Source organism: Mucilaginibacter sp. NFX135, from assembly GCF_048565145.1.
Classification (GTDB): Bacteria; Bacteroidota; Bacteroidia; order Sphingobacteriales; family Sphingobacteriaceae; genus Mucilaginibacter.
The window spans coordinates 2,736,021-2,751,334 of sequence record NZ_CP183412.1; the positions used below are offsets into that span (position 1 = coordinate 2,736,021).

A 15,314-nucleotide genomic window follows, 5' to 3' on the forward strand; every position below is an offset into this window, starting at 1 on the left:
TTTTGTTCACCCTTTTCACCGACAACATTCTTTTGTTTACCGACAAAATCCCGGCGTACAACTAATACAGGCCATATTGCTGTAACGTTTTTTTAGTGCGATCGTCATATTGGTGTATTTAAAATAACAACATTAATCAACTGACAATCAAAATATTAAAATCATGAAAACTTTAGCAATCACCCTTTTTACTGTAGCAGCTATAGTATTTGGAATTGGAAATCAAGCACAAGCCACTGTTAACACAAACAACAACAAAGGCATCGTTTTAACCGACATCACCAGGATCAACCAGATCGAAGTTTACGGCAATGTTCAGGTATATGTATCCAACGGAACAGCCGACGAAGTAAAGGTTTACAATCGTTATTATGCCGAAAGCGCATTGGTACAAGCAAAAAATGGTGTGTTACGTATATCATCTTATAACAAGGCCGAAAAGTTAGTGGTTTGGGTAACCGCGAAACAACTTTCAGGCATCACTGCTTATGACAATGCTAACATCAGCTCATTTGGTAACTTTTCTGCCATTGAACTGGATGTAAAACTATACAACAACGCATCTGCCACTTTAAAATTAGATGTTTACAGCGCCCGTGTTACCATGAACGATAAAGCCTGTGCTAATCTGAGCGGTACCGTTAATGAATTCAGCTTAAACCGCAGCTATGGCTCAAGTGTAAACGGATCAAATCTGGTAGCCGAACACACCACCGAAGTGTTGAATAGTGCAAAAGTTAAAGCTGACGAGTATGCAGGTTTATAATCACCATAACAGCAGGCTAACCACCGAACAAAGCCACCTGAAGCCGGGTGGCTTTGTCTTTTTATAGCTATTTGCCCTCTATTAGTTTTTCAACAACATAAGGTGCGATGATCTTACTGGCGCCTTCAGGATCAGGGTGCAGGCCGTCAGGTACATATTTCAAATATTCTTCTTTTCCTTTATCCAATATGGCTTTCCAATGCGGGTAATGATCTATCAGTAAAAGCTTTCGTTTTTTGGCAACCTGGCGATAGAGGTCATAATAGCTATTCAGCTCGGGCCTGTCGGCCGCGTGTTCCATAAACAACCAGGATTTGGGATTTACCCGCCTGCAGATTTTTAACCAGCCGCGTTTGCGCCAAAACCGCTGCTGAAAATAACATCAGAAAAATGATGAATAGATTTAATGAATTAAAATGGGATTTCATACGTTTATTTAACAGCAAAACTTTTTAAAGCTTTATTTTAACACTTTTTTAACTAAAAAGGGGATGGAAATCACTCAAAAACTATCGAAAATTTATTCAAAACCATCGATTTTAACACTTTTTAACAAATTTTAACATGGTTTTGAAAAGTTTAAAAAGTATTAAATTATTGATGGTTAATGAAGTATTTACAAACGGTTAGTTTTTGGCCTTGTTTTTTCCTTAACTAAACAGCCCGCTTGTCTCCTGAAAAGACAAGCGGGCTGTTTAGTTATATAAATGTACGGAAAATGAGCGTCAAATTCAAATACTTGTTTTTATTTCCGCCCCGCAGGAGGGTGTGCTATGTTGTATAACTCTTTCATCTTTTCCAAAACCAGATCCACGCGCTGTTGTACCGTAGTATCGCCGCGTATCTCTAAAACGGGAGAGTTTACCAGCTTTAGCCAGTTTTCGTGTACCTGCAGGGTGCGACCCTGGGTAGTGTTATCGTCATATCCTTTGGCCCATTTAATAAATGCCTGGTAATTGGCTGCTCGTTCGGGATCGGTAAAAATAGCTTCGCCGTAGCGTTCCAGTTCGCGGTTATGCAATCGCTGCATCCGGATGTGGTGAGGGATATATAAAAACACTACCAGGTCAAACATATCCAGCCATACTGGTCCCCAGCTTACCATTGATCCGGTGAGTATCCAGTTTGAGTTACTGTTAACATCGTGCATCATCATAGCATTCCGCAATTCCGGATCACGCCTTACGGTAAAAGGTTGCTCGGTTGTCTCCCAGAAATATTTGTCGCTGTCAAATAGCGGATAGTTCAATTGTTGGGCAAGGGCGGCACCTAAAGTTGTGGAGCCGGCACATGATGCGCCCATGATGTGTATTTTCATATGTTAGGTAGTGGTGAATGGTGAATGGTGAGTAGTGAGTAGTGAGTAGTGAGTAGTGAGTAGTGAGTGGCGATGGTGAGTAGTGAATGGTGAGTAGTCAGTTCTATGTAAGGAAAATAAAAACAGAAAATCGACTCACCATTCGCCACTCACTACTCACCACTTCATACCCTCCTGTAATGGCTTGCGTTAATGTTGGTTTGTTTTTTAAAATAGTTGGATAGATGGCTTACGTCGGTGAAACCAAATTCTTCAGCTATCTGGCTCAGGGTAGAAGTTTTGTTGCCGATACGGATCTCGATCAGCTTAACCCGGTACCCGTTGATATAATCGCGGTAGCTGATATCAAAATTCCGTTTAAACCAGGCACTAAAATAACTGGTAGCGATATTAAAATGCGCGGCTACATTTTTGATCAGGATGTTTTCAGGTTCGTAAATATGCTGATGGATATAGGATATCAACTCCTGTTTACCCGGCGGACAATTAACTAATTGCGCGTCGATACGGCCCAATGCTTGTGTTATTAAACCAAAGAGCGACAATATCTGATAAAAGATGTAGGGGCAGGTAGCTATATCTGTTGACCCATTGTAGGTGGTAATATTATCAATAGTACTCCTTAAAATGGTTTTAAAGGGTTCGTCAAAGGTGAGTTTGATCTCTTTTAGCAGTTTGTGCCGCATCAGATCCTGCGGACTGAAAACGATACCTACATGTGGAATGGACTGATTCTGAGAACTAAAAAACTCATCGGTAAATTTGATCAGTGTAACGCAGGTGTATTTTTTATAGTCGAAACAGTGTTCATCCTCCGGGCATATTAAAAACAGATCTCCTGTTTTATAGGGCAGGCGGTTTTGATTAAGGATGTGTGTGCCCGATCCTTTTTGCACATAAATAATTTCATAATAAGTATGGCTGTGCCGGGATTGTATCATGCCCTCGCCTTCCACATTGCAAATTACCAGGGGCGCAAATTGCTTTTTCTTCATGTCGTAAATTTACAATTATATCGCCCCTATGTACAACAATTGTACGTGCATATATTTTTTTCTTTGAAATAGCTAAACAGTATTTTAATTGAATCACAGTTATGACACACTTCAACCTATCGGCAATAGCCCTTCCCGATGAATTTGTACAATATTGTCATCTGCATCAGTACAACCTGTCGGTTAAAAAAAAGCACATTATAGCGCACGTTTTAAAACTGGCCCAGGATGCCGATGTAGATACCCTGTCGAGGCATATCCGCGTTAATGGCGTTAAAGTGAGTACCAGCAGTATTTACCTGGTACTGCAATGGCTTATTGAGCATGGCTTTGTAGTGAAAACAGTGAACGGCCGCAGTGAGGTTTATTATCGGCCGGTAAGTCCAATGGTTAACTGAGTATTTATAATAGGTGTCATGCTGAGCACCGTCGAAGCATGGTGGGCAGGCCTTTATGCGCTATCCTTCGACGGGCTCAGGATGACAGACTGTTTTTTATAGCAACTAACTAGGAAGTATGTCATTGCGAGCGAAGCGTGGCAATCTCCTCGTTTGCATATTGAACACGATGAGATTGCTTCGTCGTTCCGCAATGACATAATGGTTTATTTTTACTTCTACTTTAGCCCCTGATCCGTTATTTCTCTTCATTTCATCCCACAATCAGCCATTTCCCTCTTTTCCTCCTAAAAATATTTTCGCCGTTCACCGATGTAAATCCCCGGTTCACCGATAAAATAAGGCCGTACATCTAATTGACCCAAAATAGCTGTAACGTTTTAAAAATGGAGGCGTCATATAGATGTATTTAAAAAATAAGGCAATACAATTAATTGACAATCAAAATATTAATATCATGAAAACAAAATTATTTACCATCGCAACTATGTTAGTTTTAGTAGGTGGTATCACCAGCACAACTTATGCAACTACCCATAATTATAACAATAACAACACCGCTACTGTGGTAAAAGAAGTAAGCAAGATCAGTAAGATCGAGATCCACGGTAATGTGGAGCTGTTTGTATCTGACGGTTCTGCCGACCAGGTAAAAGTTTACAATCGTTATTATGGCGAAAACGCCCTTGTTCAAAATGAAAACGGTGTATTGCGCATTACCTCATACAAAGCCGAAAAACTGGTTGTTTGGGTAACCGCTAATGACTTGCGTGCCATCAGCGCTTATGACAATGCACAGGTAAAATCATTTGGTAAATTATCAGCCCTTGAACTGGAAGTTAACTTGCACAATAACGCTACCGCAAACTTAAATGTAGATGCATACACTGCAAATGTTAACCTGAATGATCGTGCAAAAATTGACCTAAGTGGTACAGCTACTATATACAGCTTAAACCACAGCATTACATCAAGCGTAAACAACAACAGCTTTGCTGCCGAAAGCTTTACCGATAAATTGAATGGTATGCCTAAAGTAGATATCGCAGACGAGTTTGCCGGTCTTTAATCCAACTTTTGCAAAAGTTCATCATATATTTCTGAGAAGCTGGCACAAAATGTGGCAGCTTTTTTTATTTTTGATGTAACTTCAACCCTTTAAACAACGTCACAAAGTAAAAAATACCCATAAAACTATCATGGGCAAAAAGACCAGATAGCTTTATGACCACAAAAATCTATCATTATGAAAAAAGCAGGTTTAGCTATTGCCATTATCGCGTGCGCATCATTAAGTATCATATCGTCATGTAAGCTTGTTTGCGTGCATGGCTCAGGAAAAATAACTACCGAACAACGCAAGGCCAATGATTTTACCCGGATCGATATATCAGGCGCCTATAAAATTCATTTAAAGCAGGATAGCTCCTTAACTATTTCTATTAGCGGTGATGATAATCTGCTCAAATATGTTTCCACCTCTGTTAATGGTGATAAACTGACCATCAAAACCACCAAAACAATATGTTTGGATGATAGCCTGGTGGTAAACATTGGCATACGCAAACTGGAAGAGCTCAAATCATCGGGAGCGGTAGAGGTTTCATCAACGGGTAAAATAACTACGGGCGATCTGAATATCCACTTATCAGGCGCTACTAAAGTTAATCTTGATCTGAACGCGGCTAATGTAAACAGTCACGGCAGTGGTGTAAGCGAGTTGAATTTAACCGGGCAGGCGGCAACGCACCACGTAGAGTTTAGCGGCGTGGGCAAGATTAACGCTTTTGATTTTGTGGTTGGCGAATACACCATTAATTCATCGGGTGCGAGCCATTGCAAGATCAACGTTTTAAAAACACTGAATGTGCACTCATCAGGCGCATCAGAGATCAGGTATAAAGGGTCGCCTGCAACGGTTAACAATGATAAGTCGGGCGCATCAAGCATTGAAAAAGTTGACTAAATAGGTATTACTATTTTGTAAAAAGCAGGGGCGAAGGTCTCTGCTTTTTTTGTTGAGGTGGGAGCCTCACCTAAACGGCGAAGCCCTCATGTAATAAGCCTCTCCAAAGGAGTGGGAACTAAAAAATAACGTCATTGCGAGGTACGAAGCAATCTCTATGCTATACAGAGCAAATTGAACAGTTTAAACCCTTAATAGTTACCCTGCCTATGTAGAGATTGCTTCGTACCTCGCAATTGACGTGTGTGGTTATCGAGATGTAGCGATGGCGGGGTGAGTCGAAACAACGTAAATCTACCGCGCTATTTTTCCGTGAAAATACGGTGTAAAAGGTTGATTATAAGTTTAAAAAGTTGCTTAGTTTTGCCGCGTCCCTATTTACCCTATCATGAAAAAGATCTTAAAGTTTGCAGGCTATATGGTAATAGCCATTGTTTTAATAGCAGTAGCCGGTATAAGCTATATTACCCTGGCCTTGCCCAATGTTGGCGAACCCGAAAATATTAAAGTGGAAGCTACGCCAGAGCGTTTGGAGCGTGGTAAATACCTGGCCAATTACGTAACGGTTTGTGTTGATTGCCACTCCACCCGCGACTGGAGCATACTCGCAGGACCGGTGAAAGCGGAGTCGTTAGGAGCAGGCGGCGAAAAGTTTGATGCTAATGTTAGTTTCCCGGGTTCGGTTTATGTGCCCAATATTACCCCGTATCATTTAAAAAACTGGACCGATGGCGAATTGTTCCGGGCTATTACCACGGGGGTTAAGAAAGATGGATCGGCCATATTCCCGATCATGCCCTGGGAGTCATATTCCAAAATGAGCCGGGAAGATGTTTATTCCATCATTGCTTATCTGCGTACGCTAAAATCGCAAAAAACAGACTACCCTGAGCGTAAACTTGATTTTCCGCTGAATATACTGGTACATACCATGCCGGCAAAAGCTACGCTGGGTACAGTGCCCGATCAGCATGATACGCTGGCGTACGGCGCTTACCTGGTGCGGATAGCTGCCTGTAAAGATTGCCATAGTCAGGCCAACAAAGGTAAAATAATTGAAGGGTTGGAATTTGCCGGCGGGCATGAATACACCTCGCCAAATGGGGGTATCATTCGATCGTCAAACATTACGTCTGATAAAGAAACCGGCATAGGCAGCTGGACAAAGGCGCAGTTTTTAAGTCGATTTACACAGTATGCCGATAGTACCCATAAACAGGTTGCTGTAAAACGCAATGAATATCAAACCATTATGCCCTGGTACAGGTACGGCACCATGAAGGTTACTGATCTGGAGGCTATATACGCTTATATTAAAACCATAAAGCCTGTAAAAAACAAGGTTGATAAATTTACTCCGGCAGAATTGCGTGATTAAATTTAAAATAAAATTCATACTTTTGCGCCTCGAAATTTGTATAGCCTGAATTGGTTTTACGGCTACGTTTTGAACCATTAAATTAAAATACCCGGTAAAAAGATGAATATTACACAGGAAAAAGTAGATGCCCTGAACGCAGTTGTTAAGATCAACATTAACCCTGAAGATTACCAGCCACGTGTTGATAAAGCCATAAAAGAAAACGCTAAAAAGGCTAAACTGCCAGGCTTTCGTCCCGGAATGGTGCCCGCAGCACATATCAAAAAAATGTACGGTAAAAGTATTTTGGTTGATGAGATCAACAACTTGTTATCAGATACTTTAAATAAATACATCGACGAGCAAAAACTGGAAGTATTGGGTCAGCCATTACCAAAGGTTGATGACGAGAAAGAATACAACTGGGATTTTAACGATAATTTTGAATTCAACTATGAGCTGGGCTTAGCTCCTCAGTTTGAAATTAATTTTTCATCAAAAGATAAAGTGACCCAGTACGTGATCAAAGTTGATGACGAAACCCTGGCTTCACGTATCAAAAATATCCGCCGCAGCTATGGCAAAATGACAAATCCTGACGTATCGGCAGATGATGACGTGCTTTACGCGGATTTGGCCCAGCTTTCTCCGGATGGTTCTGTTTTTGAGGGAGGCATAAGCAATACCGCATCAGTTAGATTAGATCAGATCAAGGATGAAAAGATAAAAAAATCATTGATCGGCCTGAAAAAAGGTGATGTAGTAACGCTTGATATTCAGAAAGCTTTTGATAACGAAGCACCAAAGGTTGCCGGTTTATTAAAAATAGAAGAAGATGAAGCGGCTGAGTTGAAATCGAAATTCCAGTTAACGGTTAAAAATGTAAACCGTTTGGAAGAAAGCGATCTGAACCAGGAGTTCTTTGACAAATTATTTGGTGAAGGTACAGTAACTACCGAAGCGGAATTTACAGCTAAAATTACTGAAGAAATTGAAACCATGATGGTTCAGGACTCAGAGCGTAAATTACAGGACGATATTTACAAAATGAGCGTAGCTAAGGTTGATTTTAACCTGCCTGATGAGTTTTTGAAACGCTGGTTAAAAGCCACAAACGAAAAACTGAGCGATGAGGAACTGAACGGCGGCTATAATGATTTTGCCACCAACCTGAAATGGACATTGATCGAAAATAAGATCATTAAAGATGGCCAGATCGAGATCAAATACGACGAGGTTTTTGCTTTGGCAAAAGTTCGTCTGGATCAGCAGTTCAGAATGTACAGCCCGCAGCCTATCCCTGATGAGCAATTAGGTCAGTACACTGTACAATATCTTCAAAACAAAGAGAATGCTAACAAGATATTTGAAGAAGTAAAAGCGCTTAAAGTATTTGATTATATTAAAAGCGTGATCACTTTAGATAAAAAAGATATCCTTTATACAGATTTCAGCGAGCTGGTAAAAGAGCAGCAATAAGCTCATTTTACTTCTGTACAAAACACCAAAAGCAACTCACAAGGTTGCTTTTGGTGTATAAAGGAAATTGCATCGGAAAACATAGCGTAGACGACTCACCCGGTCATCGCTTCGCTCGACCACCCTCTCTTCGCCTTTGGCGAAAAGAGGGGTCTCAAAACTCTCAATGTATTTTCAATACCCTCTATGCGACGAAGTCGGAGAGAGGGTCGACAAGCGCAGCGAAGTCGGGGTGAGTCTTAGGAGCGTAAGATTAGCACCTTCACCAGCAAAATATTTTACTTTTTATTCAACTAAAAACTATATTTATCGCAGGTAATACCTGCATCTAAACAAATAACATAACAAAAACCATGAGTAGTAACATCGATAAGAACGAATTCAGAAATTATGCTGTTAAACATCACCGTTTAAACAGCTTACACGTAGATAAATATATCTCTGCTGTTGACAGAAGCAGAATGCCGTCTGGTATTTATACCCCAACCGGCATGACCCCGTACATCATTGAGGAACGCCAGTTGAATGTTGCCCAAATGGACGTGTTTTCACGTTTGATGATGGACCGTATCATTTTCCTTGGCGATGCCATTTATGAAAATATTGCAAACATTATTCAGGCTCAATTGCTGTTCCTGCAGTCGGCTGATAGCAAACGTGATATCCAGATCTATATCAATTCACCAGGTGGCTCTGTTTACGCGGGTTTAGGTATCTATGATACCATGCAATTTATATCAAATGATGTGGCCACTATTTGTACAGGTATGGCAGCATCAATGGCCGCAGTATTATTATGTGCCGGTACCGAAGGTAAAAGGGCTATATTGCCGCATGCCCGTGTAATGATCCACCAGCCATCCGGTGGTGCACAAGGTCAGCAGTCAGACATCGAGATCTCTTACCATGAGATCACCAAGCTGAAAAAAGAGCTGTACCAGATCATTGCCGATCATAGCGGTGCCCCATTCCAGAAAGTTTGGGATGCATCAGACCGTGATTACTGGATGATTGCCGAAGAAGCCAAAGAATTTGGTATGGTCGACGAGATTTTAAAAGGCAGCGGCAAAGCGAATAAATAAGTCGTTAGTCGGCAAGTCGGAAAAGTCCGTAAGATAGGTAAGTAGCTGCAATAGCAGGCGAATTTAAATATCTGATAAATAAAGGGTTAGGAAAGTCTGAAAAGTGGGTTTCACTTCCAGACTTTACTGACTTTCCCGACTTTCGGACTAAAGAACTTTTTTTTCTGCCACTAATTAGTTAATTTTGAATTACAAACGAATCAGATGAATAAGAACAGTAAGGAAATCAGGTGTTCATTTTGCGGTGCAGGTAAACAGGATTCCCTGATGTTAATTGCGGGGCTTGACGCTCACATTTGTGATAAATGCGTTAACCAGGCTAATGAAATATTGGCTGAGGAGTTAAAGGTACGTAAGGTAAAAGCTTCGCCTACGGCGCCTTCGTTATTAAAACCTGCCGAAATTAAAACGCATCTTGATCAGTATGTTATCGGTCAGGATGATGCTAAAAAGATACTTTCTGTAGCCGTATATAACCATTACAAACGCTTAAATCAGCGGATTGACAAGGACGAGGTAGAGATCGAAAAATCAAACATCATTATGGTGGGCGAAACCGGTACGGGTAAAACCTTACTGGCCAAAACCATGGCCAAGATACTGAACGTTCCGTTTTGTATCTGTGATGCTACCGTACTCACCGAGGCTGGTTATGTAGGGGAGGATGTGGAAAGCATATTGACCCGTTTGCTGCAATCGGCAGATTATGATGTAACCCTTGCCGAAAAAGGTATTGTTTACATTGATGAGGTTGATAAAATAGCCCGTAAGAGCGATAACGCTTCCATCACCCGCGATGTATCCGGCGAAGGTGTACAACAGGCTTTATTAAAGATATTGGAAGGTACCATGGTTAACGTACCACCACAGGGAGGCCGCAAGCACCCCGATCAAAAAATGATCACCGTAAATACCAGTAATATATTGTTTATCTGCGGCGGTGCATTTGACGGTATCGATCGTAAAATAGCTAACCGCTTGCGTACGCAAACTGTTGGTTACAAACTAAAACGTGACGATAGCGAGGTTGACCTGAAAAACCTGTATAAATATATTACCCCGCAGGATCTGAAATCATTTGGTTTGATACCAGAGCTGATTGGTCGTTTGCCGGTATTAACGTATTTGAACCCGCTTGATAGGGATGCCTTGCGCAACATATTAACCGAGCCTAAAAATTCCTTATTGAAACAATACAAAAAATTGTTTGAATACGAGGGTGTAAAGCTTGATTTTGACAATGAAGTGCTGGAGTTTATAGTTGATAAAGCCATGGAATTTAAGCTTGGCGCAAGGGGCTTGCGCTCTATCTGCGAAGCAATCATGATTGATGCCATGTTTGAGTTCCCATCCAAGAAAGATGTGAAACGCCTGCAGGTTACTTTAGACTATGCCCACGAGAAGTTTGAAAAATCGGATCTGAAAAAATTAAAAGTAGCGTAACAATTTGATATCAATTAAGTAGCTATCTTTATTACAATAAACACAGACCCTGGTGAAACGCCGGGGTTTGTTGTATAAGAAGGTTTTTATTTATTAGTATCATAATTGGTATCAAGTAGCAAGACTTGAATATTATAGCAAATACAAAAAGGATGTTTGTCGTGATACTTGATACTAACTACCTGATACTCAAAAAAAGAAAAATATGAATGAAGAATTGAATGTAAAAAAGAACCCTACCGACGCACCGGTAGTAAAAGAAGTGCACTCACCTGTAAAAGCCGGGTTGAAAACCAAAGATGCCATTGTGGTAAACTGGTTGCCGCGTTATACTGGTCGCCCGTTGGAAGCTTTTGGCGAGTATATTATACTAACCAACTTCTCGAAGTATATCCAGCTGTTTTCGCAGTGGAATGATAATGCGCCGATCATGGGGTTGGAAAAACCGATGCAAAGCGTTACTGCCAATGGTATTACCATCATTAATTTTGGTATGGGTAGTTCGGTGGCAGCTACGGTGATGGACTTGCTTACTGCCATACACCCCAAAGCCGTTATATTTTTGGGTAAATGCGGCGGTTTGAAAAAGAAGAATGCTGTGGGCGATCTGATACTACCGATAGCCGCTATCCGTGGCGAAGGTACATCAAACGATTACTTGCCACCAGAGGTGCCCGCCTTGCCGTCATTTGCTTTACAAAAGGCGATATCAACCACCATTCGCGATTTTTCGCGCGATTACTGGACCGGTACCTGCTACACTACCAACCGCCGTGTTTGGGAGCATGATAAAGTATTTAAAAAATACCTGAAAGATTTACGCGCTATGGCCGTTGACATGGAAACCGCTACCATTTTTACAACAGGTTTTGCCAACAAGATCCCGACAGGAGCATTGTTACTGGTGTCTGATCAGCCGATGATCCCCGAAGGTGTAAAAACAGCCGAAAGTGATTCATCTGTAACCGAGCAATTTGTTGAAACGCACCTGCGCATTGGTATCGAATCGTTAAAACAGTTGATCAATAACGGATTAACGGTTAAGCATTTGAAGTTTTAATTGGTTCATTAAAGTTGTCATGCTGAACGAAGTGAAGCATCTATTCAACAATAGGTATGTTGAAGAATAGATTCTTCGCTATGGTCAGGGTGACAGTTATATTTATTTCCAGCTTGTCATTTTGAAATGGTTGAGGGAAAATTTTATACGATTGATGTATCTCGCTCATGTATAAGATCTCTCCCCGTGCCTTGTTCAAGATGACATTTGTTTTTATATCCACGTTGTTTGTGTGCCACAAACAATTCAATAATCTTCTGCCGATATTTTATAAGTATAATAACTGCTCTGTCTACTTGGGCTCAGCAGCTTTTGCGAAAACGCCGGACTCTCGCAAATGCCTATCAATAATAAAATAAATATGGCAATTTTTAATGATAAGGAAAGGTTGCTATAGGTTGTAGATACCATGGGTTAAATATAAGCTTTTGGGTTATACTTAAAAGATGCAGGTTGATTAACTATTCCATAAAAAAATGTAAAGTTTGTGTGGATGAGAATCAGGAATCAAGAATCAAGACAGGAAAAAATATTAGTTTTATTCTTTCTATCTTTTGCATGAAAACAGGAGTCTTATATCTTGACTCTTGATTCTCAACTGATGTTTCTTTTTTTAAAGAAATATCATTTAAGAAAGCTAATTTTGAGGCATAGCCCGGCTAAGTATACCGGGTTAGTAGATATTAGAAATTTATGTGGTATAACAATATATTGGAAACCATTGGTCACACGCCTCTGGTTAAATTAAACAAAGTAACAAAAGACATCCCGGCAACGGTTTTAGCTAAGATAGAAACTACTAATCCGGGTAATTCTATCAAAGACCGTATGGCCCTTAAAATGATAGAGGATGCTGAGAAAAGTGGCAAGCTGAAACCCGGCGGTACTATTATTGAAGGTACATCGGGCAATACCGGCATGGGTTTGGCCATTGCAGCCGTTATTAAAGGGTACAAATGTATTTTTACCAGTACCGATAAACAATCAAAAGAAAAGTTTGACGCCTTGCGCGCTTTTGGCGCCGAGGTGATTGTTTGTCCCACCAACGTAGAGCCCGAAGATCCGCGTTCATATTACTCTGTATCATCCCGTTTGGAACGCGAAGTACCCAACTCGTGGAAACCAAACCAGTACGATAACCTGAGCAACTCCCAGGCGCATTATGAACAAACCGGTCCCGAGATATGGGAGCAAACAGAAGGTAAGATCACGCACCTGGTAGTAGGGGTGGGTACAGGCGGTACCATATCAGGCACGGCGCGTTACCTGAAAGAGAAAAATCCAAACATACAGGTGCTGGGGATTGATACTTACGGCTCTGTTTTTAAAAAATATAAAGAAACCGGCATTATGGATAAGAATGAGATCTATCCATACATCACCGAAGGTATTGGTGAAGACTTTTTACCACAGAACGTTGACTTTAGCCTGATTGATTATTTTGAAAAGGTAACTGATAAGGATGCCGCCCTCATGACCCGCGAAATTGCCCGTAAAGAAGGCATCTTCGCCGGTAACTCCACAGGATCTGCTGTGGCCGGCGCTTTACAAATGAAGGATAGATTTAAAGAAGGCGATGTGGTGGTGATCATTTTTCCGGATCATGGCACGCGTTACCTGGGCAAAATGTATAATGACGACTGGCTGCGCGATCGTGGATTTTTAAAAGATGGAAAACTAACAGCCGCCGATATCATCAGCAAAAAGGATGGGCAGGAAATCATCACTATCGACTGCGAAAAAAGCGTACTGGAGGCTATCAATACCATCAAATCGCTTAATATATCACAGATCCCGGTTACCCAAAAAGGCATGGTGATCGGTAAGATCACGGAGAGTGATATCCTGGATTCACTGATCGAGAACCCATCTATCAAATCGCAGCCGATCAAAAACATCACTACAGCGCCGTTCCCATTTGTTGATCTGAATACCTCTATTGACAGGATCTCAGCTATGATCAATAAAGATAACATCGCGGTGCTTGTTGAAGACGGACAGGGCAAAATTGAGATCATTACCCAATATGATATCATCAACGCGATATCAGCTTAATTATTTAGGCGAAAGGTAAAAGGTGTTGTGCTGTAGCATGACACCTTTTTGTTAATCTTATTTTGTGATTTTTCGCCAGTGCCAATTTTTCTCGTTTATATCAAAAAAATTAAAGCCGATGTCAATAATTACTGGCTTTTTATTTACTTCTAATTTATAAAAACGCCCATCCGTATCAATATGATGGCGCTTTTGTATATCAAAAAGCGAGCTCAATTGATAACGTGATTTAAAAGTAACGGTTGATATTTTTCCTTTTTGTAAATAATAAAACAACAAAAAGGTTTCTGATTGAGTTAAAGCCATATCCATATTAGCTGTTTTAATATATGCACCATAAGGGTAATTAAAATGTGAAACAACTTTAAAGTTAGTTGCACTTTTTAAGTTTATGCTTTGGTATAAACACCTTAATGGTGCATAAGCCCAGGTAAATTGTGCCGGAGCTGCAGCGCCATAATCGTTTACCGACTTATATATTTTGCCATTTTTTACAAAGGTTGTACTGATGGTTTGGTCATCTGTCCAGGCTACGTTGTAATAGTTTTTTAATAGATTAAAATCGGTAGTCCTAAAATTATCTTGCAGCTGTTTGTACTGCACTTTGGTAATTGAACCGGTAAATAATCCTTTCTTGGTGGTGTAAAATAGTCCATTAAATAAAACAGATCCATCAGCATTTATCATAGTACTTGAAACAGAGCAAGTACCAAAACAGCCTAAAGTTGATAAAATTATTTGATCAAACTCCGGTGTGTTGTTCTTTTTGATCTGATAATGTTTAAATGTTGCCAATCTTCCGTCAAAGAGGAATTGTAACGAATCGGTAGTAAGCTTAATAAGGCGATAATTGTTCCATTTATTACTGTCTAAGTCTAAAATCATCAGATTATTACCCATGATCTTAAATTTAGATTTTGTACCTAAAAAGATATTGATACCATTAGTGTTTTTAAAGAACCCTAATTTATAGTCAACAGAATGATCTGCATAAAAAATAAATCCAGGTTTTTCGTATTCAGGTGGTTCGAGTACTACGTTTTTACCGGTTGATACTGTTTTGTTTCTGACCTTAATCCAATTGCCCAGTATGTTTTTTTCGTTTGCCTGCTGCTTGTCATTACATGCAGAGCCACAAATGCAGATCAACAAAAGTACGGCCAATAAGTATTTCATATGATAATAAGGTTGGTATAAGTGAAACGCTTTAGAAGCGTGATTTATTACAGAAGGGTTTTATATGGCAACTGATAACTGTGCTATTCGAGGCCTTTTAATTCGAATGATAATGAATATGGGTCGCAACAGCACAAAGCGTTTTAGGTAGTCAAAAGACTACTATATTATAGTCCTTCAAGGCCAGAGACTTTTTATGTGAGTAGAATATTGATC

The 15,314-nt window shown here is 40.3% G+C and carries 15 protein-coding genes; 10 read left to right on the forward strand and 5 right to left on the reverse strand.

From position 1 onward, the window contains the following. Positions 1-163 precede the first annotated feature (163 nt). Positions 164-766 carry a GIN domain-containing protein gene (locus ACNURT_RS11805; protein WP_419701912.1) on the forward strand — a complete coding sequence of 201 codons (603 nt, stop codon included), beginning with the start codon at positions 164-166 and terminating at the stop codon, positions 764-766. A gap of 67 nt (positions 767-833) precedes the next feature. On the opposite strand, the gene ACNURT_RS11810 is transcribed toward ACNURT_RS11805, so the two are convergent. The 3 genes from ACNURT_RS11810 to ACNURT_RS11820 form a co-directional block, all read right to left on the reverse strand. After that, positions 834-1,067, reverse strand: coding sequence for a hypothetical protein (locus ACNURT_RS11810; RefSeq protein WP_419701913.1), 234 nt, complete (start codon positions 1,065-1,067; stop codon positions 834-836). Positions 1,068-1,511: 444 nt separating this feature from the next. Then, positions 1,512-2,084 carry a shikimate kinase gene (locus ACNURT_RS11815; RefSeq protein WP_419701914.1) on the reverse strand — a complete coding sequence of 191 codons (573 nt, stop codon included), beginning with the start codon at positions 2,082-2,084 and terminating at the stop codon, positions 1,512-1,514. A 164-nt stretch (positions 2,085-2,248) separates the two neighbouring features. Further along, positions 2,249-3,079 (reverse strand): helix-turn-helix domain-containing protein, encoded by an 831-nt coding sequence (locus tag ACNURT_RS11820; protein WP_419701915.1) that lies wholly within the window; start codon positions 3,077-3,079, stop codon positions 2,249-2,251. A gap of 101 nt (positions 3,080-3,180) precedes the next feature. Here ACNURT_RS11820 and ACNURT_RS11825 point away from each other — a divergent pair, with 101 nt between their 5' ends. From ACNURT_RS11825 to ACNURT_RS11860, 8 genes are all read left to right on the forward strand, one after another. Next, the gene (locus ACNURT_RS11825; RefSeq protein WP_419701916.1) at positions 3,181-3,477 is read left to right on the forward strand and encodes a hypothetical protein; all 297 of its coding nucleotides are present in this window, start codon (positions 3,181-3,183) and stop codon (positions 3,475-3,477) included. Positions 3,478-3,934: 457 nt separating this feature from the next. Then, complete coding sequence (locus tag ACNURT_RS11830; protein ID WP_419701917.1) at positions 3,935-4,546, forward strand: GIN domain-containing protein; 612 nt, start codon at positions 3,935-3,937, stop codon at positions 4,544-4,546. 177 nt (positions 4,547-4,723) lie between these two features. Beyond that, a complete protein-coding gene (locus ACNURT_RS11835) occupies positions 4,724-5,443 on the forward strand; it encodes a head GIN domain-containing protein (protein ID WP_419701918.1) in 720 nt (239 codons plus the stop codon). Positions 5,444-5,831: 388 nt separating this feature from the next. Continuing rightward, complete coding sequence (locus ACNURT_RS11840; RefSeq protein ID WP_419701919.1) at positions 5,832-6,821, forward strand: c-type cytochrome; 990 nt, start codon at positions 5,832-5,834, stop codon at positions 6,819-6,821. 102 nt (positions 6,822-6,923) lie between these two features. Then, on the forward strand, positions 6,924-8,282 hold the full coding sequence (tig, locus tag ACNURT_RS11845; RefSeq protein ID WP_419701920.1) for a trigger factor: 1,359 nt from the start codon (positions 6,924-6,926) through the stop codon (positions 8,280-8,282). A gap of 353 nt (positions 8,283-8,635) precedes the next feature. After that, positions 8,636-9,364 (forward strand): ATP-dependent Clp protease proteolytic subunit, encoded by a 729-nt coding sequence (locus ACNURT_RS11850; protein ID WP_076374519.1) that lies wholly within the window; start codon positions 8,636-8,638, stop codon positions 9,362-9,364. Between the two features lie 204 nt (positions 9,365-9,568). After that, positions 9,569-10,807, forward strand: coding sequence for an ATP-dependent Clp protease ATP-binding subunit ClpX (clpX, locus tag ACNURT_RS11855; RefSeq protein ID WP_370994202.1), 1,239 nt, complete (start codon positions 9,569-9,571; stop codon positions 10,805-10,807). Positions 10,808-11,012: 205 nt separating this feature from the next. Continuing rightward, complete coding sequence (locus tag ACNURT_RS11860; protein WP_370994201.1) at positions 11,013-11,867, forward strand: AMP nucleosidase; 855 nt, start codon at positions 11,013-11,015, stop codon at positions 11,865-11,867. 246 nt (positions 11,868-12,113) lie between these two features. Here the strand turns inward: ACNURT_RS11860 and ACNURT_RS11865 are convergent, their stop codons facing one another. Next, positions 12,114-12,278, reverse strand: a complete 165-nt coding sequence (locus ACNURT_RS11865) for a hypothetical protein (RefSeq protein WP_419701921.1) — start codon at positions 12,276-12,278, stop codon at positions 12,114-12,116. A 282-nt stretch (positions 12,279-12,560) separates the two neighbouring features. Here ACNURT_RS11865 and ACNURT_RS11870 point away from each other — a divergent pair, with 282 nt between their 5' ends. After that, on the forward strand, positions 12,561-13,922 hold the full coding sequence (locus ACNURT_RS11870; RefSeq protein WP_419701922.1) for a pyridoxal-phosphate dependent enzyme: 1,362 nt from the start codon (positions 12,561-12,563) through the stop codon (positions 13,920-13,922). 57 nt (positions 13,923-13,979) lie between these two features. Here the strand turns inward: ACNURT_RS11870 and ACNURT_RS11875 are convergent, their stop codons facing one another. Next, the gene (locus ACNURT_RS11875; protein WP_419701923.1) at positions 13,980-15,098 is read right to left on the reverse strand and encodes a DUF6438 domain-containing protein; all 1,119 of its coding nucleotides are present in this window, start codon (positions 15,096-15,098) and stop codon (positions 13,980-13,982) included. Positions 15,099-15,314 lie beyond the last annotated feature (216 nt).